Genomic DNA, 20,645 nt, shown 5'->3' with positions numbered 1-20,645 from the left:
TAAAGCCAGTTCACCGCCGAGTCCTATATGCAATGTATGACGCTGGTTATCGCCCAGATAAGGGCTATTACAAGTCTTCACGCATCGTTGGTGATGTCATGGGTAATTACCACCCACACGGTGACACTGCGATTTATGACTCTGTTGTTCGTTTAGCCCAACATTGGTCACTTCGTTATTTACTAATTGATGGAAATGGAAACTTCGGTTCTCCAGGTAATGATCCAGCTGCTGCGATGCGTTATACCGAAGCACGCCTGTCTCCACTTGCCATGGAGATGATGCGGGATATCGATGAAGACACCGTTAATTTCATTCCAAACTACGACGGCCGCTCACAAGAACCAACAGTTCTTCCAAGCCGTCTCCCAAACCTTTTAGTAAACGGTTCTGCAGGTATTGCTGTTGGTATGGCAACAAATATCCCACCACACAACCTGCGTGAAATTGGCGAAGCTGTTATTTATTCTCTTGAACACCCAGAGATGAAACAAGAAGAGTTGTTAAATGAATTAATCAAGATTGTTAAAGGTCCAGACTTTCCAACCAAGGCACTAATTGTTGGCCGCACCGGTATTGAAGAGGCATATCGCACCGGCCGCGGATCGATCACAATGCGCGCGGTTATTCAAGTGGAAGAGATTAACAAGCGAACCTGTCTTGTGATCTCAGAGCTTCCATACCAAGTGAACCCAGACAACCTTGCATTGAAGATCGCAGAACTTGTTAAAGATGGAAAGATTAAAGGAATCGCAGATGTTCGCGATGAAGGAAATGAGCGCTTAGGACAACGCTTAGTAATTGTTTTGCAACAATCTGCTATTCCAAAGGTTGTTCTCAATAATCTGTATAAACAAACACAACTACAAGACACATTCGGTGCAAACATGTTGGCACTTGTAGATGGGGTTCCACGCACATTACGCCTCGATGAATTCATTCGTTACTACATCGAACATCAAATTGAAGTCATTGTTCGTCGCACTAAGTACCGTTTAACTGAAAAAGAAAAACGCGCCCATATCTTGCAAGGTTATTTAAAAGCCCTAGATGCTCTGGATGCGGTAATTGCCCTTATTCGTGCTTCCACAACCCCTGAAGAAGCCCGCACTGGCTTAATGAAACTGCTGAGCGTTGATGAGATTCAAGCTAACGCTATTTTAGATATGCAGTTACGCCGTATTGCAGCCTTGGAACGTCAAAAGATTAATGATGAATATGACGGGCTCATGGCTGACATTGTTGAACTTAACAAGATTCTTGCCAGCACAGAAAGACAACGTGAAATTGTAAAGACAGAACTTGCAGAGTTAGTTGCCAAGTATGGGGATGATCGTCGCACACAGATCGTTGCAAGTGAAGGCGATTTCAGTGCTGAAGATTTAATTCCGGATCAAGATGTGGTTGTAACAATTACACGCGGTGGATATTCAAAACGCACAATGGCTGATCTTTATCGATCACAACGTCGTGGTGGTCGCGGCGTAAAGGGTGCGGCATTAAAGGAAGATGATGTTGTCGATCATTTCTTTGTTGCATCCACTCATGATTGGTTGTTGTTCTTTACAAACCAAGGTCGCGTATACCGTGCGAAGGTTCATGAGTTACCAGATGCTGGACGTGATGCACGTGGACAACATGTTGCAAACCTCATGGCCTTTAAGCCAGATGAGAAGATTGCTGAAGTTTTGTCATTAAAGGACTACACAATTTCTCCATTCTTGGTCCTTGCAACCCGCAATGGACTTGTTAAGAAAACTCCGTTGGTTGAATATGACTCACCTCGAACTGGCGGACTAATCGCAATCACATTAAAACCTGGTGATGAAGTTGTATCAGCGTCACTCATAAATACAGATGATGAGTTGTTGTTAGTTTCAACAAAAGGAATGTCGTTGCGCTTTACCGCAGACGATGAATCACTCCGCTCCATGGGCCGCTCAACAAGTGGCGTTATTGGAATGAAGTTCCGCGCCGATGATAATTTGTTAACGATGGCTCGCGTTAATGCTGAGCAAGCGAAAGATTCATTTGTGTTCACAGCTACCGATGGTGGTTATGGAAAGAAAACACCAATCGATGAGTATCGATTGCAGGGCCGTGGCGGCATTGGCATAAAGGCTGCAAAGATTGATGAGAATTCACGTGGATCCCTTGTTAGCGCATTGGTTTTACGTGATGAAGATGAGGTACTTGCTATCACTTCAGCTGGAACTGTCATGAGAACCCCTGCAGCAGAGGTCCGCCAGACCGGACGAGACAGCATGGGTGTGCGCTTGGTTAACCTTGATGAAGGTGTGAGCCTATTGTCTGTCACCAAAAACGGCGAAGATGAGATTTCAGCGAAAAGTTAGTATGGTTCGCATCCTGAGTTAGAGGCAGCAACCCCCGTTTTGGGAGTTGGTGAAGTTCAAGGTAATCTTGGCACTTCGCGCATTAGAGAGTGATCTTTACTGCGGGCCCATAGCTCAGCCTGGTTAGAGCGCTTCCCTGATAAGGAAGAGGTCGGTGGTTCAAGTCCACCTGGGCCCACCCGTTCTAATACGGGGACCTAGCTCAATTGGTAGAGCACCGCCTTTGCAAGGCGGGGGTTAGGGGTTCGATTCCCCTGGTCTCCACATAGTTTGATTCCGCATCATTTCCTTCCACAACAAGAAAAGAGAAAACCATGTCATCAACAGCAACTCTTCACACATCACTCGGTGACATTGTTATTGAACTTTTTCCAAATCATGCACCAAAGACTGTTGCAAACTTTGTTGAGTTAGCAACTGGCGCAAAGGAGTGGACTGATCCACGCACTGGCGATAAGACAACTGCAAAGTTATATGACGGAACAATTTTTCACCGCGTCATTGATGGTTTCATGATTCAAGGTGGAGATCCACTAGGCCGCGGAACAGGCGGACCGGGTTACCGTTTCGCAGATGAGTTCCATGGAGAACTTGTCTTTGATCGCCCATACATTCTTGCAATGGCAAACTCAGGACCAGGAACAAATGGTTCACAATTCTTCATCACTGTTGCACCAACAACATGGTTAAACCGTAAGCACACTATCTTTGGTGAGGTAAAGGATTCTGCAAGCCAGGCTGTAGTTGACGCGATTGCAACAACTAAGGTTGGCGCACAAGACAAGCCAATAACCGACATCACTATCAACAGCGTCACAGTTGCTTAAGCGTTCTGCCACCTATTCATTAATCGCAGTAATCTGCGCTGCCTATCTTGTGCAGATGGTTGTTCCATCACTTGAACAAAACCTTGTGCTACCTAATATTCAATATTTGCAAGCAACAAATGAGTGGCATCGTTTATTTACCGTTGCTTTGACTCACGCTGGTTTATTACACCTTGGGTTTAATATGTATTCACTTATGGTCTTAGGAAATCCATTAGAGGCAGCCTTTGGCCCACAAAAGCTTTTAACCGTTTTCTTTGTTTCACTTCTAACCGGTTCACTTGCTTCTTCATATTTTGCATCTATTTATAGTTACTCAGTTGGCGCATCTGGTGCGATCTTTGGATTATTTGGCGCGATGGCAATTGTTGGTAAAAGCATCGGGGCAGATATCCGATCCATTTTTGTAATTATCGGAATTAACTTCTTCATTGGTTTTGCAATGGGTGGAGTTGATTGGCGAGCTCATCTAGGCGGACTAATCGGCGGGGCAGTGGCCACCCAGTTAGTGATGAACAAGAGGTAAGTTATCCACAGGCTTTACCCACATTGTGGATCGAATTACAACGGTGTAATTAAGAGGTAATTAGCGCCAACGGGTTGCGAGTGAAAAACCAAAACCAATAAAGCTAAAACCAATAACCATGTTCCAGACACCGATTCCCTTGATTGGGTAGACGGTCTGAGAGACATAGAAGATCACAATCCAGAACAAGCCGATTAAGAAGGCGACAACCATTGTTGGGGCTAGCCAGCGTGGGCTCTCCAACGGTTCATGAGAGGTCTTTACTTCCATCTCTTGATTGTGAGCACGCTGCTCAGCGACCTTCTTACGTAGCTTTGATTTAGGCATACGCGAAAGATACACCATGAGAGAGAATGCTCCTATGGCCGCCAATATCCTCGTGATCGATAACTACGACTCCTTTGTCTTTAATCTGGTGCAGTACCTACAGCAGTTAGGTGCCACCTGCACAGTGGTTCGAAATGACGCGGTCGAAGCCGATGCAGCATCTCAATATGACGGAGTCCTTATTTCTCCAGGACCTGGAACACCAGAAAAGGCCGGGGTGTCAGTTGCGATGATCAAGTACTGCGCCGAACATTCAATTCCATTGTTTGGGGTGTGTTTAGGACATCAAGCAATAGGTGTTGCATTTGGCGCAACAGTTTCTAGAGCACCTGAGTTGCTTCACGGAAAAACATCTTTGGTTTATCACAAACAAGAAGGCGTTCTATCTGATTTACCATCGCCGTTTACTGCAACCAGATACCACTCATTGTGTGTTGAAAAGGATTCTGTGCCAAGCACCTTACATATAACAGGGTCAACTGAATCAGGATTAGTAATGTCAATGCAACACACAACATTACCAATTCAAGGAGTGCAGTTTCATCCGGAATCTGTTTTAACAGAGCACGGACATCAAATGCTTGCTAATTGGTTAGTGATGTGTGGAGACAAAGGCGCTCGCGAACGCGCAGTTGGTTTATCCCCAGTTGTGGGAACTACTAAGTAATTTACGGCGCTTTATTTATGGTAATTGTTACCGACTTACCAATTGTTTGTGTTGTTCCAGCATCTGGTGCTTGACGAATAACAACACCAATTGGTTGATTGGCATCGTATCCAAAAACTTCGTTTACTAAGAAGCCAGCTTGAACCAATAATGTTTTTGCTTGCAAAGCTTCAATTCCAATTAGAGCGGGAACTAAAACCTGACCACTAGCAATTTGTAATACAACACCACTTCCGGCTGTGATTGTTGATCCTGGCTCTGGCGTTACTTTCAAAACAGTTCCTTGTGGTTCATCTGATGGAACAGCCTCTGTTGCTGAAACAAATAGACCAACTGCCGATAAAGCAGCACGTGCATCAATTAAAGACATACCAACCAAATCAAGAGGAACAAGTGAATCACCTGGGCCATCTGAAATGGTCAACACAACACCTGAACCTTTTTGCACGCGCACTGTTGCCAATGGGAGTTGGCTCGAAACTCGATCTTTCGGAATTCGACCATCATGGGCGCGTGTAATGGTGACGACGTAGTCACCCAACAATGCTTCAGCCTCAGCCTGAGTTAAACCAACAACGTTAGGCAATTGGGGTAATCCAGCGGGATCTGTAGCTGGTCTACTCACAAATAAACCCACAGCAAGCAGGCTCAAGGCGGCAAACCCACTGATTGCTCCTATCAACACCTTACGACGAGAGATAGGGGCTTTGGCAATTTTTGTTGTGACAACTTCTCCTGCTTTTATTTTGTATAAGTCATCCAACATTAATCCAGCTGATTGATATCGATCATCAGGGCTTTTTGCCAATGCAACAGTTAAAAGAGTGTCAATACCTTCTGGAAGTTCAGGAACAATTTTGCTTGGTGCAATCAAGTTTCCAGAGACATGTTGATAAGCAATTGAAACCGGAGTTTCTCCAGTAAATGGAGGTTTCCCTGTTAGTACTTCATATAACAAACATCCAGTCGAATAAATATCACTTCGAAGGTCAGCAACTTCACCCAACGCTTGTTCTGGTGAGAGATACTGAGCAGTTCCAACAACATTCCATGTGCTTGTTAATGTTGCACCTAAATCAGCGAGAGCACGAGCAATTCCAAAATCCATCACCTTCACATCACCATGATCTGTGATCATAATGTTTGCAGGCTTTATATCTCTATGCACAATCCCACTGTGATGTGAGTATTCAAGAGCAGCTAAAATTCCTTCACCTATTTCAAGTGCGCGCTTTAATGGAACGCGCTCACCTGCGTGAATTAGTTCCCGAAGAGTGTGACCAGAGATTAACTCCATAACAATGTATGGCGCAGGTTCTTCCCCTGAGTCATACACAGCAACAATCCCCGGATGATTAAGTCCAGCAGCAGCTAATGCTTCTTTTCTAAATCTTGCAACAAAAGAAGGATCCCGAGCTAAATCACTGCGCAATACCTTGATGGCAACTTGTCTAGCTAGACGAGTGTCTTCGGCAACATAAACATCAGCCATGCCGCCCGTGCCAATCATTTCTCCAAGCTTGTATCTACCACCAAGCAGCGCATCAGTCATGGGCTGCTCCTAACAATTCCGAAGTTGTTGATGGTGTCTCTGAAATATCAGCGATCAGAATGGTGACATTATCAGGTGCACCATTTATATACGTTGCATCATTAAGAAACTTAATTGCTTCATTTTTATCAGATTTCTTTAAACCTACTTTGATCTCTTTATCTGTTAAAACCCCTGACAAACCATCAGAACAGAGCAGATAGCGATCACCCTTTTTAACCTCATACATTTGAAGTACTGGTGTTACATCACCATCTCCGCGAAGAGCCTGGGTCAACATCGAGCGTTGTGGGTGCTCAGCTGCCTCTGCTTCAGAAATTGCTCCCTGATCAAGTAATTCTTGAATAACGGTGTGATCGTTACTGAGTTGCTCTAATGTGTTTCCACGCAGTCGGTAACAGCGTGAATCACCAACATGAAGTAAAGAAATTTGATTGTCGCGAATTAGTAAAGCGGTCAGAGTTGTTCCCATTCCACGCTTTTCAATATCTTCATTTGTGACAGCTGTGATTTCCTCATCAATACTATGTAATGAGTGCATCAATAGATCTTCAATAGAATCTTCATCAATGCTTTCAGAAGCTAGTGTTGGTGCAAGCCTTTGCAAGACTTGCACCGCTATGCGAGAGGCGACCTCACCAGCAGCATGGCCACCCATTCCGTCGGCGACAGCGATAAGTTGCGGAGAATAAAATCCGGAATCTTCATTTCCTTGGCGAACTAGACCAATAGCCGAACGCGCAGAGGTTTCAAAGTAGTTCGCGCTCATGATGTAAGCCTAACGGTGTAACCTTCAAAGATGAAGATCTACGCACATCGCGGATCCTCCATTGCCCATCCTGAGTTAACCATGGCTGCCTATAAGGCCGCTATTGATGACGGGGCTGACGGCTTTGAATGTGATGTTCGTTTATCGAAAGATAACCAGCTGGTTTTATGGCATGACTCAGATATGAACCGAATTGCGGGTAATGGTGCTCGAATTGCCGAACTAACACTCAAAGAAATCAAAACCCATTATCGAGAAGTAATGACCTTAGAGGAGTTGTTGGAGCTTGCTCGAGACAACAAAAAAGAGTTAGCAATTGAAACCAAACATCCAGTGCCATCAGCAAGTGCGGTCGAAAAGAGAGTAATGCATCTGTTACAACAAGATAAACCTGTTGCAGATATCCATGTCATGTCTTTTTCATGGTTAGCACTGGAAAATATTAGAAAGATTGATCCTCAACAAAAAACAGTCGCATTGCTTCACGACACATTTTCTTTTGCAATGAGAAGGTTTACATCTGCACAATCGATTGGACCAGGAATCACTGCATTTAGAAAGAAACCACACCTGAATCAAGACCCGCGTAATCTCTTTGTTTGGACCGTTGATGACGCCGACGATATGCGCTTTTGCGCTGATAATGGTGTTGATGTCTTAATTACAAATACCCCGTCATATGCAAGGACGGTACTCGGGTACAATTAGCAAGTGAGTACATACGCCTATCTCGGTCCCAAGGGAACATTTACAGAGGCGGCTCTCAAAAAGATCACTTCTTCCAATGATCGCCTGATGCCATATGCCAACGTCACGGCAGCACTCGATGCTGTTCGACTTGGTAAAGCACACTTTGCATTAGTGCCCATTGAAAATTCAGTCGAAGGAGTTGTTGCTCGAACTCTTGATGAGCTTGCAACCGGAGAACCATTAGTGATCGTTGGCGAAGTTACCTTGCCTGTTTCTTTTGCGCTAATGATTAAGGGTGATGAAAAAGAGATATTACGAATTGCAACACACCCACATGCAGAGGCCCAATGCCGTAACTACGTTGCCACCAATTATCCAGATGCAGAATTGATTTCAACTGCCTCAACGGCAGCAGCAGCCGAGGCAATAGCACGTGGCGAGTTTGATGCAGCAATTGCAGCACCTGTTGCTGCAGCACATTACGGCCTTCGAGTTATTGCAGACAACATCGGCGATAATCCTGGGGCAGTCACACGATTTATTGTTGTTGCTAAGCCAGGTTCAATTCCAAAGAACACAGGTTGGGATCGCACCTCACTTGCAGTCTTCATCGGCGCTGATCATGCGGGCGCTCTGTTAGATATCTTGACTGAGTTTGCTAAACGGGATGTAAACCTAACTTTCATTCAATCACGTCCAACCGGAACATCCCTTGGCCATTACCATTTCATTATTGACGCTGAGGGTCACATCGCAGATGCAACCGTGAAGGAGGCAGTAGAAAGCCTTCGAGCAATCTGCGAAGACATCCGATTCCTTGGCTCATACCCACGAGAAAAGGCAAGTAAATGATCGACATTAAATTCCTACGCGAGAACCCTGATGCGGTACGTGCATCTCAAAAAGGGCGCGGAGAAGATGTAACAATCGTCGATAAAGTTTTAGCAATTGATGAAATTCGCCGGGCAGCCCTTGAAAAATTTGAAACTTTACGCGCAGAACAAAACGTTCTCTCTAAATCAGTTGGTGCTGCAAAAGGCGATGAAAAAGCTGCATTATTAGAAAACGCCAAAGAGTTAGCAGCCAAGGTGAAAGATGCTGATTCAAAACGCGCTGAGGTTGAAGAACAAGCCAAGCAGTTAATTATGCAGCTCTCAAATGTTTTAGATCCAGATGCACCAATTGGTGGAGAAGCAGATTTTGTAGTTATTGAGCACGTTGGTACACCTCGAGCTTTTGACTTTGAACCAAAGGATCATGTTGAGCTAGGTAAGCTGCTTGGTGCAATTGATACTGAACGCGGCGCAAAGGTCGCAGGCTCTCGTTCTTATTACTTAACAGGTGTTGGCGCGATGCTTGAGTTCGCACTTGTTAATTACGCTATTTCATCTGCAAACAAGGCTGGTTTCACACCTGTTATTCCACCTGTACTTGTTAATCCAGCTGCGATGGAAGGTACAGGATTTTTAGGACAAGCGGCGGAAAACGTCTATCACCTTGAAAAGGATGATGTGTATTTAGTTGGAACTTCTGAAGTTCCACTTGCTGCTATGCACATGGATGAAGTTTTGCCGGCTGACAAACTACCTATTCGTTATGCAGGATATTCATCATGTTTCCGTCGTGAAGCCGGGACATATGGCAAAGATACTCGCGGAATTATTCGCGTTCATCAATTTGATAAAGTTGAAATGTTTTCTTTTTGCCACCCAGATCAAGCTAAAGATGAGCACAAGCGTTTATTGCAATGGGAGAAGGATTTCCTTAATGCAATGGAGATTCCATACAGGGTCATCGATGTTGCATCAGGTGATTTAGGGTCAAGCGCTAACCGTAAGTTTGATATTGAAGCGTGGATCCCTACACAAAATGCTTACCGCGAGGTTACTAGTACCTCTAACTGCACTGAGTTCCAGGCCCGCCGCCTGAACATACGTTTTAAAGACGCAGATGGAACAAAAGCTGTTGCAACACTTAATGGCACCTTAGTAGCTATTCCACGCATGATTGTTGCGATATTAGAGAACCATCAAAACGCAGATGGAACAATCAATGTTCCTGCTGCACTACAACCATTCTTAGGCATGACACGATTTGAGTTGGTGTGAGTAAGCGCCCTAAATTAATTGCATCAGATCTGGATGGAACAATTGTTTCCCATAAAGGTGTTGTTTCCCAACGCACAATAGATGCATTTACTCGCGCACGCGATTTAGGTGTCCATGTTTTCTTTGTAACAGGACGACCACCTAGATGGATGGGTGAGATTCGCGAAGCCTTTGGTTTTGGTGAAGCTATTTGTTGTAATGGTGCGATGTTGTATGACTTGATGAATGATGTAGTTCTGGAAGAGTGGATGATTTCCATTGAAGATCAGTTAGAAGTTGTTAAGCGCATGAGAATTGCAATGCCAGAAATGTCATTTGCTGTTGAGTCCAATGATCACTATCACCGCGAAATTGCCTATGTCCCTAAGTGGGATATAGGAATGGATAATGTTGGTGTTGGAAAGATTGAAGATGCAATCACACGCCCAGCTTTAAAAATCTTAGGTAGATGTAGTAACCACGAGTTCACATCAGATGAGATGGTTGAGGTTGCGCATCGAGAGTGTAAAGATCTTGTGACTGTCACCCACTCAACATCAAAAGACTCACTCATTGAAATTTCAGCACTTAATATTTCAAAAGGTGCCACACTTGAAATGATGGCAAAACGTCTTGGTTTAACAGCTGAGGATTGTGTGTCATTTGGTGATAACCCCAACGACTTTTCAATGCTTCAATGGGCAGGGCGTTCATATGCGATGACGGGTGGCCACCCACATGCACCATCATTTGCTAAAGCTGTTGCAGAACCATGTGAAGCCGACGGAGTCGCAAAGATCATCGAAGAACTCTTAGATCTACCCGCCTAATAACTAGCCGATTTTTCGCTAGGGCTAAATTCGGGTAATCTCTCCCACGGAGGGCTCGCATAGCGGCCGAGTGCACCGGTCTTGAAAACCGGCAAACGAAAGTTTCGTGGGTTCAAATCCCACGCCCTCCGCCATTTTTGTGAAGTTGTGGCTGAGTTCATACCGCGTAAGCGTGTATAGACCTAGCCACTTTTTCATGTCGGGAGGACACTTATCCCCTAGTAACAAACGGGCTTACACCAGGGGAGTTGCACATGTCAGGTGTCTTTTCACCAACGCGCGCCAAGATCAAAGAGCGCACACTTCGCACAGATAAATGGTGGTTACAACCACTTCTAACTTTCGGAGTTCTTATCTCCTTCGTTATCTATGCAACCTTTCGCGCATTTGAGAATGACCATTACTTTGATAAAGAAGGTCACTTAATCTCACCTTTCTACTCACCATGTCTATCTGACAGCTGTGACCCAGGTGCAACAATTGCAAACTTCACACCGGTGAGTGAATCAATCCTTGGTTTTGCTTTTTCCCCAGCGTTAATCATTTTGATTTTCCCACTTGGTTTCCGTATGACCTGTTACTACTACCGTAAGTCCTACTACCGTTCATTCTGGATGTCTCCACCAGCATGTGCTGTTGCAGAACCTCACAAGAAGTACACAGGTGAGACACGATTCCCTCTCATTATTCAGAACTCACACCGTTACTTTTTCTACGCAGGTTTAGTTCTTAATGTGATCCTAACTTATGACGCCATCATCTCTTACAGAAATGCAGCAGGAGAATGGGGCCACATGACTGTTGGTTCACTTGTTTTGACTCTTAGTGCTGCGATGTTGTGGCTGTATTCGATGTCATGCCACACATGCCGCCACACAATTGGTGGACGTTTAAAGAATTTCTCAAAGCACCCTGTGCGCTACAAGATGTGGACTTGGGTTTCAGTTCTAAACCACTCGCACCAACGTTTTGCCTGGTTTTCACTAGCAGCAGTTGCATTCGCCGATATCTATGTTCGCCAAGTTTCATCTGGCGCATGGACCAACTTCATAATCTTCTAAAAAGGAAAATCGACTATGACACTAGAACGCCATAAATACGATGTCCTGGTAATTGGTGCCGGTGGCGCTGGATTACGTGCGGCTGTAGAAGCACGCGAAGCAGGACTGCGCGTAGCAATCATCTGTAAATCTCTATTTGGTAAGGCCCACACAGTTATGGCTGAAGGTGGCGCTGCGGCATCAATGGGAAATGTCAACGACAAAGATAATTGGATGGTTCACTTCCGCGACACAATGCGCGGAGGAAAATTCCTTAACCACTATCGGATGGCAGAACTTCACGCCAAAGAATCACCAGATCGCATCTGGGAGCTTGAAGTATGGGGCGCTCTCTTTGATCGCACTAAAGAAGGAACAATTTCACAACGTAACTTTGGTGGACACGAATACCCACGACTTGCACACGTTGGTGACCGCACAGGACTAGAACTCATTCGCACAATGCAACAGAAGATTGTTGCATTGCAACAAAAGGATGGTCGCGAAACTGGCGATATGGAAAGCGGCATTAAGGTTTTCGCAGAGCTAACAATCACAGATATTCTCAAAGAGGGTGGCAAGGTTGCTGGTGCATATGGTTACTGGCGCGAGAGCGGCGAAGAAGTTTTATTTGAAGCACCTGCAGTTGTGATTGCAACTGGTGGAGTTGGAAAAACTTTCAAAATTACTTCTAACTCATGGGAAGGTACTGGCGACGGACATGCACTTGCATTGAAGGCTGGTGCAAACCTTGTTGATATGGAGTTTTTACAGTTTCACCCAACAGGAATGGTGTGGCCACCATCTGTTCGTGGAATTTTGGTAACTGAATCCGTTCGTGGTGAAGGTGGAGTTCTTACCAACAACCTTGGCGAACGTTTTATGTTCAAATACATCCCAGATGTTTTCAAAGATAAGTATGCAGACAACGAAGCAGAAGCAGATCGTTGGTATGAAGATCAGGACAACAACCGCCGCCCACCAGAACTACTGCCACGCGATGAAGTTGCACGCGCAATTAATAGCGAGGTAAAGGCAGGACGCGGAACAGAACACGGTGGTGTTTTCCTTGATGTTTCAAAGCGTTTGCCTGCTGAGTTGATTAAGAAGCGTCTTCCTTCTATGTGGCACCAGTTCTACGAACTTGCTGGCGTAGACATCACTAAGGAGCCAATGGAGGTTGGGCCTACTTGTCACTATGTAATGGGTGGCGTTGAAGTAGAGCCAGATACTGCAGCTGCAGTAGGCGTGCCAGGCTTATTTGCCGCAGGTGAGGTTGCCGGCGGAATGCATGGTTCAAATCGTCTTGGTGGAAACTCGCTTTCAGATCTCTTGGTGTTTGGTCGACGCGCAGGAATGGGTGCAGTTGAGTATCTAAAGAGCAATAGCGCAAATCCAGTAAGTGATCAAACTATTCAGGCAGCCGCGGCGAAGATTCAAGCACCATTTGATCGCCAAGGTGGAGAAAACTCTTACTCTCTACACGCTGAGCTTCAAGAAGTCACTCACAATCTTGTTGGAATTATTCGCACAGGAGCAGAACTAAAGGATGCAATCGAAAAGATTGCAGATATTAGAAAGCGCAGTGCAAATGTTGCAGTTTCTGGTGGACGTAAGTTCAACCCAGGATTCCACTTAGCATTTGATCTAGACAACATGTTGTTGGTTGCAGAATCGACGGCAAAGTCTGCCGATTCACGTGAAGAGTCACGTGGTGGACACACACGCGATGACTTCCCAGGCATGAGCAATGAATGGCGTCAGGTCAACCACATTTCATCATTTGATGGCGAGAAGGTAAATATTCGTAAGCAATCATTACCTCCAATGCCAAAAGAGCTATTTGATCTCTTTGACATTCACGAGCTGGAGAAATACATGACATCGGAAGAAGTTTCGAAAGGCGGTTCCAACTAATGGCGCGCAATATTAAACTTCGGATTTGGCGTGGAGATTCAACTGATGGCGGGCTCAAAGATGTTGTCGTTGAGGCTAACGAAGGTGAAGTAGTCCTGGATGTAATTCACCGTGTTCAAGCAACACAAATGGGTGACTTGGCTGTTCGCTGGAACTGCAAGGCTGGTAAGTGTGGATCTTGTTCAATGGAGATCAACGGAAAGCCTCGTCTTGCCTGCATGACACAGGTGGCATCATTTGGAGAAGAAGAAACAATCACAGTCACTCCACTTCGTGCATTCCCTATTATTAAAGATCTAGTGACAGATGTGTCTTTTAACTACAAAAAAGCTATGGAAATCCCTGCTTATGAGCATCCTAAGGATCTAGCACCAGGTGAAGCCCGTATGGAGCAAATCGATGTTGAGCGCTCACAAGAGTTCCGCAAGTGCATCGAATGTTTCCTTTGCCAAGATGTGTGTCACGTTGTGCGCGACCATGAAGAAAACAAGAAGTCCTTTGCTGGACCTCGCTTCTTTATTCGCATCGCAGAGCTTGATATGCACCCACTCGATATCTTGAAAAATCGCAAAAAGACAGCACAAGAAGAGCATGGGCTTGGAATGTGTAACATCACTAAGTGCTGTACTGAGGTGTGCCCAGAGCACATCAAGATTACCGATAACGCGATTATCCCCATGAAGGAGCGCGTTGCAGATATTAAGTACGACCCAGTTCGCTGGTTAGGAACAAAGATCCGCAAGCGCGAAGGTCTATAATTTCTTTATGAAGTTATTGGTTCGCTGGGCTGCACTCGCGTTATCTTTTTGGGTAGCAACCGCACTGATTCCAGGCATTGATGTCAAAGGTGGGTTTACTACATACCTATGGGTTGCCCTGTTGTTTGGTTTGCTTAATGCAACACTTGGATCACTACTGAAACTACTAACTTTCCCTGCAGTTCTTTTAACTTTAGGTCTTTTTCTAGTAGTCGTTAATGCATCTATGTTGATGTTGGTTGCTAGATGGAGTGACAAACTAGATGTTGATACTTTCTGGACTGCTATTTTTGCAGCGTTGATCATTAGTGTGATCACTCGTGTTGTTTCGAGTGTCGGCAAGAAGGCATTACCGCTCTGAAATCCCTGGCATTAGTTTCAGTTGGCGGGGTTGCTGGAACTCTTGCGCGTTACGGAATCGGTGCGATTTTTCCCGATGATCGCCAAGGAACATTGATCGCAAATGTTGCTGGTGTTGCTTTAGCTTCAGCGCTATTGGTCTTAATGGAACGCCGTGGAATCAGCCAATTACGCTTACTTTTACTGCCTGGTTTCTGTGCAGGCTTTACTACTTTCTCAGCAGTTACCACCCATGCTCTTGAACCAATCGAAGGCGGAATGCTTTTTCTGGCACAAAATATCTTCTTCTCATTGATCGCTGTAATACTTGTTCTTCCCTTGGCCCGTAAAGTAATTCCGGTGCGCTCATGAGGATGGCACTTATTGTTCTTGGAGCTGCAATTGGCGGTCCAATGCGCTTTGTTGTTGACCAAAAAATTCGAACCTACACAAAAAAGCCTTATGGAATCTTTGCAGTAAACATTACTGGGTCATTTCTTCTGGGTTTAACCTATGGAAGAGTCGAAGAAGGTTTTGATCTTTTTGCAATTGGTTTTGCAGGTGCGTTTACAACCTGGTCAACCTTTATGCTCGATATCTACTTAGCTTACGAATTGAAGCGTCATAAAGAGGCTGTCATTAATCTTGTAATGTCATTAGGCATAGGTCTACTGGCAGCCTGGTGTGGATTACAACTAGCTTAATTTAACGAAGTGAAGCCATCCAGGCTTCTATCTCATCTGGGTGATGAGGAATATGCTCACTTAAATTAAGGCAACCATCTTCTGTAACAACAACATCATCTTCAATACGGATACCAATTCCGCGATACTCAGCAGGGAAAAGCTCATCATCAGGTTGAATATAGAGACCGGGTTCAACTGTTAGACACATTCCAACTTCCAAGATTCCTTCGCGATATTGGTCAGCACGTGCTTGTGCGCAATCGTGAACATCCATCCCAAGCATGTGGCTAACACCATGCAAAGTCCAACGCTTATGCAATCCAACAGCAGGATCCATAACCTCTTCAAGGCTCATGTTGATAATGCCCATATCAATTAAACCTTGTGCTAAAACTGTGTGGCTAGCTTTGTTAATGCTTAAGAATTTTTCACCTGGTTTTACCGCTGCAATTCCGGCTTTTTGGGCCTCATAAACAAGCATGTATAAAGCGCGTTGTGCGGGAGTAAATTTGCCGTTAATTGGTAAAGTTCTGGTGATGTCTGCGGTGTAATACGAATCTACTTCAACACCAGCATCTAGTAGGAGCAAGTCACCATTTCTGACCGCTCCATCATTACGGTTCCAGTGCAACACACACGCATGGGAGCCAGAGGCAGCAATTGTGTTATATCCAAGATCATTTCCTTCAATGCGCGCACGACCAAAGAACGCTGCCTCAACAACACGCTCTCCACGAACAGTGGCAATCGCGGCAGGCAATGCGCGGATCACATCACTAAATCCACGATGTGTGACATCAACAGCCTTTTGCATCTCATTAATTTCATATTGGTCTTTAATCATGCGCGCAACAGAAACAAACTCAACTAATTCAGAATCTCGTGGATGCTCATTAACTAAAGAATCAACAAACTCATCGAAACCATGTAAGGCTGCAGCTTTCTTGCCTTTTAAAAACTTTTTAAGTTCAGAAAGTTCGCGCACCTCAATACCGTAACGCGCAGCTGCTTCATCAGTTGTAAAACGACGACCAACCCACAATTCACCATATTTTGCATCTGTATAGAAAGCTGCTGTGTCTCGTGTTGAACGAGGATTGATAAAAAGGATAGGTGTGTGGCCTGATCCGTTTGGCTCCATAACAAAGACCGCATCTGGATTAGCTTCCACGCCTTGAACGCCTGTGTAATATGCAAAAGCTGTATGTGGACGATACAAATAATCTGTGTCATTGCTTCGCTGTTTTGCTGTGCCACTTGGGATGACTAAACGTAATTTTGTGAATGCAGCAGATAACTTCTCTCGGCGATCTTGGCAATGTGAAATAACTTCAGCTTGTTCAATTCCAGATAAAGGTGTTGGAGACCAGCCATTTTTCATGAATTCAGCAAACATCTCAGATGGGGCAACGTCATGCCCCCTCATTGCTTTAACCAGCGGCTTATCGGAATTTTCCATTTATCTAGCCTACAAGTAGGGAGTAGCCAAGACTATTGATTGTCGTAAACTTCACCCGTACAAGGAGACTGATAGCCTCAGATAATGCCCTCAATCTTTGAGACAGATACAAGGCTAGATCAGTTGGCCTCCATTGCAATTGCGCGAACGAAAGAGCTGATGAAGGAGTCAGATAAGTTACGCGGCCGCCGGGAAAAAGCTAACCGAAAGCGTGTTGCGCGCCTTTTTAAGGATCCAAAGGCTATTGAAGCAACAATCACATTGACCGATGAGGTCATGCGCATCTCATCGGTTACATCGTCATCACGAATCTTTAGGCGCGCGGCAAAGAAAGCCAGCATTGTTGGCTTTGGGCTCATAAATGGAATGGGGCTCCATGCCATCGGCATTCTCTCCAACGTTCTACCAACACCTGTTATAGCCGCTGTCCACCAGCGAGTACGAGCGCTATCAAAAGACTTAATTCTTGCAGCAGAGCCAGAGAAACTCGCAAAACATTTGGGAAAGCGGACTGAAAAAGGGCTCTCCTTAAACATCAACGTACTAGGTGAAGCTGTTTTGGGTGATCACGAAGCTGAACTGCGTTTTCAGTCCATTCTAGAGATGATCCGTCGCCTAGAAGTGAATTATGTTTCAGTAAAACTCTCTTCCATTGTTGCCCAACTGATCATTATTGATGTTGAGGGTTCAATTAACCGGGTCTCTGAAAAGATGCGGGTTCTCTATCGTGAGGCGCAGCAACATGGCGTATTTGTTAACTTGGATATGGAGGAGTATCGCGATCTGCCGATGACCATTGCCGCTTTCATGCGCGTGCTTGATGAAGATGAATTTATTGCGATAAAGGCTGGAATCGTCTTGCAGGCTTATCTTCCTGAGGCACACCATTTCTTTGGCGAACTCGTGCAATGGTCGAAGCAGCGCTTTGCGCGAAGCGGTGCAAGTATCAAAGTTCGTCTAGTTAAAGGTGCCAATCTGGCAATGGAGCGAGCAGAGGCAGAACTTCACGGCTGGAGTTCGGCCCCTTATCGCTCAAAGTCAGATGTAGATGCCTCCTATGTTCGACTCGTCGATGCAGCTTTGCGCCCAGAACATGCGCAGGCCGTACGCATTGGTATTGCCTCCCACAATCTTTTTCATATGACCTGGGCACTTGAAGTCGCAAAGTCGCGTGGTGTTTCAGAACAAGTTGATATTGAAATGCTTGAGGGGATGGCAAATGCTGAAGCGCTCGCAGTTGCTCGCTCTGGTCAACCCGTACTGCTTTATGCACCAGTAACTCGGAAAGATGATTTCGCAGCCGCAGTGGCCTACTTGGTGCGCCGCCTAGATGAAAATACCTCGGATGAGAATTATTTAAAGGCCGCCTTTGAAATTTCCCAGAACCCAAAGAAGTTCAAAGAGCAAGAGGATCGATTCCTGAAGTCAATCGCAGAGCGCCACACGATTACAACTGAGTCTCTTCGTCATGTTAAGCACCGTCAATTGACGAGCGGCACCTTTGAGAATGAACCTAATGCAGACCCAACCGAACAACAATTTATTGCCGCAGTTACGGGTGCCATAAAGAAAGTGCGTACGATAAAAGATCTAGAAATTCCGCTTGTGATAGATGGAAAAGAGATCTTCACAAAGGAATTAGAAGAAGGAACCGACCCATCTGATAATGCCAAAGTTTGGTACCACTATTCAGTGGGGTCAAAGAAAGATGTAGATACTGCAATCTGTACCGCCAAGGATGCGCAGAAAAATTGGAGCGGACTTTCAATCCAAGAGCGCACAGATATTCTCCTTAAAGCTGCTGGCGTCATGGCTCAGGCAACCACCCAAACTATTGCAGTGTTGTCCCGCGATGCAGGTAAGACGGTTGCTGAGTCCGATCCGGAAGTGGCGGAAGCAATTGATTTTGCTCGCTTCTATGCAACGACTGCCCAAAATTTTGGCGAATCAACTCCGCTTGGAACAATTCTTGTAATCCCGCCATGGAATTTTCCTTACGCGATACCAATGGGTGGAGTATGCGCGGCCCTCGCTGCTGGAAACACTGTCATTCTCAAACCTGCACCTGAAACAGTTGCTACAGCCTGGGAGATTGTCAATCATCTTTGGCAAGGTGGTGTTCCGAAAGATGTCTTGCAGTTCTTACCCATGCGAGATGATGAAGATGGAAAGTATCTTGTTTCTAATTCAGGAATCGACGGGGTAATTCTCACCGGCTCATTTGATACCGCCTCGCTTTTTACATCATGGCGCCCTGAAATCAATTTGATGGCTGAGACCAGCGGCAAGAATGCTATTTTAATCTCTGCATGTGCTGATATTGATGCATCAGTAAAAGATCTAGTCCAGTCAGCTTTTGGTCATGCCGGGCAGAAATGTTCGGCAGCATCCATTGCAATCGTAGATACCAATATCTATAACGATCCCGCATTCGTGCGCCAATTAAAAGATGCTGTTGAATCACTACACGTTGGTGCGGGTTGGAACTTTTCCACGACAGTGGGACCGATTATTAGGCCACCAGAGAGCGCGCTAAATCGCGCACTTACTGAACTGGAAGCGGGTGAAAGCTGGCTGGTTGAGCCGAAGCAGATTGATGCTGCTGGATTAATGTGGCGGCCTGGTGTAAAAATTGGAGTCAAGGCTGGTTCATGGTCACATCGCAACGAATGGTTTGGTCCCGTGCTTGCTGTGATTGAGGCGCCGGATTTCGACACCGCAATTCGATATCAGAATGAGACCGACTTTGGATTAACCGCCGGGATTCAATCACTCGATGAGCAAGAGTGCAAAGAATGGATCAATCGCATTGAGGCTGGAAATCTTTATGTTAACCGTGGAATCACTGGAGCGATTGTTAATCGCCAACCATTTGGCGGATGGAAACGCTCTGCTGTGGGGCCGAATGCTAAAGCTGGTGGGCTTAACTACGTAAACACACTGCGCAATTGGCCGCGAGTAACCAATCTTGACGCAGCTATCTTTGGTGTAAATACCTGGTGGAAGAAGATTGGTTCACAAGCAATTGATCGAAGTGGGTTAATTGTCGAGAAGAACTATCAACGCTATCGCCATTTTGTGGGACCGATTGTGGTGGTTGTCGATGAATCTACGACACAAGAAGAGAAGTCTTTGGTGCACCACATATCTGAAACCACGGGTGCGTCAGTTATTTTTACAACAGACCTCAATGATGTGAAAGAAAAATACGTTCGCATTCGCTGGTTGGCATCGAGTAAGCCGCCAATTTACGAAAAGTTACAAAATGGAATCTCAGTTGACTGCCGACCAATTGCACAACGAGGTGACATCGAAGCATCTCGTTGGCTGGTTGAACAATCAGTTGCAATCACTTACCACCGCTATGGAAACCCTAATGGTGGGCCGAAACCAGGCTGTTCAGGTTTGGCGGCTTAGACGCTACAATTGGACGTGCATCTCGGAGACGTCGCATAGCCCGGTCGAGTGCGCCTCACTGCTAACGAGGTAAGGTGTTAAAGCCTTCAGGAGTTCAAATCTCCTCGTCTCCGCACTATAGAACGCAAGTAGATTAAAACTATTTAATTTTCCCAGCCCGATTTTTTACACAATTCGATTACCACTTCAAAAGCATTGTTAAATCTAGTAATACCCGGAGTTCCTCGCCCGCGAGGATTATCAAGAAATTCAAGGGACATAGCCCCAATACCAAGAGATAACTCCATGAGAGCAAGTTGAAACTCACCAAGCTCGAGCGTACTTGCCAAACTTCTAATCTCGCTTTGTGAATCTACTAGCACCATAAAGTGATCCATTTTTTCTTCAAAAGTTGGATCAG

General features: G+C 45.3%; 20 protein-coding genes and 4 tRNA genes. 19 read left to right on the top strand and 5 right to left on the bottom strand.

Annotated elements, in window-relative coordinates; translation table 11 throughout:
* From gyrA to AC9UH7_RS04070, 5 genes are all read left to right on the top strand, one after another.
* The coding region (gyrA, locus tag AC9UH7_RS04090) for a DNA gyrase subunit A (RefSeq protein ID WP_509595421.1) at positions 1-2,354 on the top strand (2,354 nt) is incomplete at its 5' end.
* A 103-nt stretch (positions 2,355-2,457) separates the two neighbouring features.
* Positions 2,458-2,532: transfer RNA gene (locus AC9UH7_RS04085), tRNA-Ile, on the top strand.
* 13 nt (positions 2,533-2,545) lie between these two features.
* Positions 2,546-2,618: transfer RNA gene (locus AC9UH7_RS04080), tRNA-Ala, on the top strand.
* Positions 2,619-2,668: 50 nt separating this feature from the next.
* Positions 2,669-3,181, top strand: a complete 513-nt coding sequence (locus AC9UH7_RS04075; protein ID WP_509595418.1) for a peptidylprolyl isomerase — start codon at positions 2,669-2,671, stop codon at positions 3,179-3,181.
* On the top strand, positions 3,174-3,707 hold the full coding sequence (locus AC9UH7_RS04070; RefSeq protein ID WP_509595416.1) for a rhomboid family intramembrane serine protease: 534 nt from the start codon (positions 3,174-3,176) through the stop codon (positions 3,705-3,707). Before AC9UH7_RS04075 ends, AC9UH7_RS04070 begins: the two co-directional genes overlap by 8 nt.
* A gap of 60 nt (positions 3,708-3,767) precedes the next feature.
* Here the strand turns inward: AC9UH7_RS04070 and AC9UH7_RS04065 are convergent, their stop codons facing one another.
* The gene (locus AC9UH7_RS04065) at positions 3,768-4,034 is read right to left on the bottom strand and encodes a cell division protein CrgA (protein WP_509595413.1); all 267 of its coding nucleotides are present in this window, start codon (positions 4,032-4,034) and stop codon (positions 3,768-3,770) included.
* Between the two features lie 16 nt (positions 4,035-4,050).
* Here AC9UH7_RS04065 and AC9UH7_RS04060 point away from each other — a divergent pair, with 16 nt between their 5' ends.
* A complete protein-coding gene (locus AC9UH7_RS04060) occupies positions 4,051-4,701 on the top strand; it encodes an aminodeoxychorismate/anthranilate synthase component II (protein ID WP_509595411.1) in 651 nt (216 codons plus the stop codon).
* A gap of 1 nt (position 4,702) precedes the next feature.
* Here the strand turns inward: AC9UH7_RS04060 and AC9UH7_RS04055 are convergent, their stop codons facing one another.
* Both AC9UH7_RS04055 and AC9UH7_RS04050 read right to left on the bottom strand, forming a co-directional pair.
* A complete protein-coding gene (locus AC9UH7_RS04055) occupies positions 4,703-6,253 on the bottom strand; it encodes a protein kinase domain-containing protein (protein ID WP_509595408.1) in 1,551 nt (516 codons plus the stop codon).
* On the bottom strand, positions 6,246-7,022 hold the full coding sequence (locus AC9UH7_RS04050) for a PP2C family protein-serine/threonine phosphatase (RefSeq protein WP_509595405.1): 777 nt from the start codon (positions 7,020-7,022) through the stop codon (positions 6,246-6,248). The genes AC9UH7_RS04055 and AC9UH7_RS04050 overlap by 8 nt, the downstream gene beginning before the upstream one ends.
* Before the next feature lie 30 nt (positions 7,023-7,052).
* Here AC9UH7_RS04050 and AC9UH7_RS04045 point away from each other — a divergent pair, with 30 nt between their 5' ends.
* From AC9UH7_RS04045 to AC9UH7_RS03995, 11 genes are all read left to right on the top strand, one after another.
* Complete coding sequence (locus AC9UH7_RS04045; protein WP_509595402.1) at positions 7,053-7,730, top strand: glycerophosphodiester phosphodiesterase; 678 nt, start codon at positions 7,053-7,055, stop codon at positions 7,728-7,730.
* Between the two features lie 3 nt (positions 7,731-7,733).
* Positions 7,734-8,564, top strand: a complete 831-nt coding sequence (gene pheA, locus AC9UH7_RS04040; protein WP_509595399.1) for a prephenate dehydratase — start codon at positions 7,734-7,736, stop codon at positions 8,562-8,564.
* Complete coding sequence (gene serS / locus AC9UH7_RS04035; RefSeq protein WP_509595397.1) at positions 8,561-9,820, top strand: serine--tRNA ligase; 1,260 nt, start codon at positions 8,561-8,563, stop codon at positions 9,818-9,820. Before pheA ends, serS begins: the two co-directional genes overlap by 4 nt.
* Positions 9,817-10,629, top strand: a complete 813-nt coding sequence (locus tag AC9UH7_RS04030) for a Cof-type HAD-IIB family hydrolase (RefSeq protein ID WP_509595393.1) — start codon at positions 9,817-9,819, stop codon at positions 10,627-10,629. The genes serS and AC9UH7_RS04030 overlap by 4 nt, the downstream gene beginning before the upstream one ends.
* Before the next feature lie 48 nt (positions 10,630-10,677).
* A tRNA-Ser gene (locus tag AC9UH7_RS04025) sits at positions 10,678-10,763 on the top strand.
* A 120-nt stretch (positions 10,764-10,883) separates the two neighbouring features.
* Complete coding sequence (gene sdhC, locus AC9UH7_RS04020; protein WP_509595390.1) at positions 10,884-11,690, top strand: succinate dehydrogenase subunit SdhC; 807 nt, start codon at positions 10,884-10,886, stop codon at positions 11,688-11,690.
* A gap of 15 nt (positions 11,691-11,705) precedes the next feature.
* Positions 11,706-13,586 carry a fumarate reductase/succinate dehydrogenase flavoprotein subunit gene (locus AC9UH7_RS04015; protein ID WP_509595388.1) on the top strand — a complete coding sequence of 627 codons (1,881 nt, stop codon included), beginning with the start codon at positions 11,706-11,708 and terminating at the stop codon, positions 13,584-13,586.
* Positions 13,586-14,344 (top strand): succinate dehydrogenase/fumarate reductase iron-sulfur subunit, encoded by a 759-nt coding sequence (locus AC9UH7_RS04010; RefSeq protein WP_509595387.1) that lies wholly within the window; start codon positions 13,586-13,588, stop codon positions 14,342-14,344. The genes AC9UH7_RS04015 and AC9UH7_RS04010 overlap by 1 nt, the downstream gene beginning before the upstream one ends.
* A 7-nt stretch (positions 14,345-14,351) precedes the next feature.
* Positions 14,352-14,705 carry a phage holin family protein gene (locus AC9UH7_RS04005; protein WP_509595384.1) on the top strand — a complete coding sequence of 118 codons (354 nt, stop codon included), beginning with the start codon at positions 14,352-14,354 and terminating at the stop codon, positions 14,703-14,705.
* Entirely contained in the window at positions 14,693-15,055 is a 363-nt protein-coding gene (locus tag AC9UH7_RS04000) for a fluoride efflux transporter FluC (protein WP_509595423.1), read from the top strand. The genes AC9UH7_RS04005 and AC9UH7_RS04000 overlap by 13 nt, the downstream gene beginning before the upstream one ends.
* 2 nt (positions 15,056-15,057) lie before the next feature.
* Positions 15,058-15,387 carry a fluoride efflux transporter FluC gene (locus AC9UH7_RS03995; RefSeq protein WP_509595381.1) on the top strand — a complete coding sequence of 110 codons (330 nt, stop codon included), beginning with the start codon at positions 15,058-15,060 and terminating at the stop codon, positions 15,385-15,387.
* 1 nt (position 15,388) lies between these two features.
* On the opposite strand, the gene AC9UH7_RS03990 is transcribed toward AC9UH7_RS03995, so the two are convergent.
* Positions 15,389-16,828 carry an aminopeptidase P family protein gene (locus AC9UH7_RS03990; RefSeq protein ID WP_509595378.1) on the bottom strand — a complete coding sequence of 480 codons (1,440 nt, stop codon included), beginning with the start codon at positions 16,826-16,828 and terminating at the stop codon, positions 15,389-15,391.
* An 84-nt stretch (positions 16,829-16,912) separates the two neighbouring features.
* Between AC9UH7_RS03990 and AC9UH7_RS03985 the strand changes: the two genes are divergently transcribed.
* Both AC9UH7_RS03985 and AC9UH7_RS03980 read left to right on the top strand, forming a co-directional pair.
* The gene (locus tag AC9UH7_RS03985) at positions 16,913-20,245 is read left to right on the top strand and encodes a proline dehydrogenase family protein (RefSeq protein WP_509595375.1); all 3,333 of its coding nucleotides are present in this window, start codon (positions 16,913-16,915) and stop codon (positions 20,243-20,245) included.
* 24 nt (positions 20,246-20,269) lie between these two features.
* Positions 20,270-20,358: transfer RNA gene (locus tag AC9UH7_RS03980), tRNA-Ser, on the top strand.
* Between the two features lie 30 nt (positions 20,359-20,388).
* Here the strand turns inward: AC9UH7_RS03980 and AC9UH7_RS03975 are convergent.
* Positions 20,389-20,645 (bottom strand): hypothetical protein (locus AC9UH7_RS03975; RefSeq protein WP_509595373.1); only part of this gene is annotated, 257 nt, incomplete at its 5' end.

Origin of the sequence: Candidatus Planktophila sp. (assembly GCF_044348745.1) — a bacterium.
Lineage (GTDB): Bacteria > Actinomycetota > Actinomycetes > Nanopelagicales > Nanopelagicaceae > Planktophila.
The sequence above is the reverse complement of the archived record's forward strand: the minus strand, read 5'-3'. Positions and strand labels throughout refer to the sequence as shown.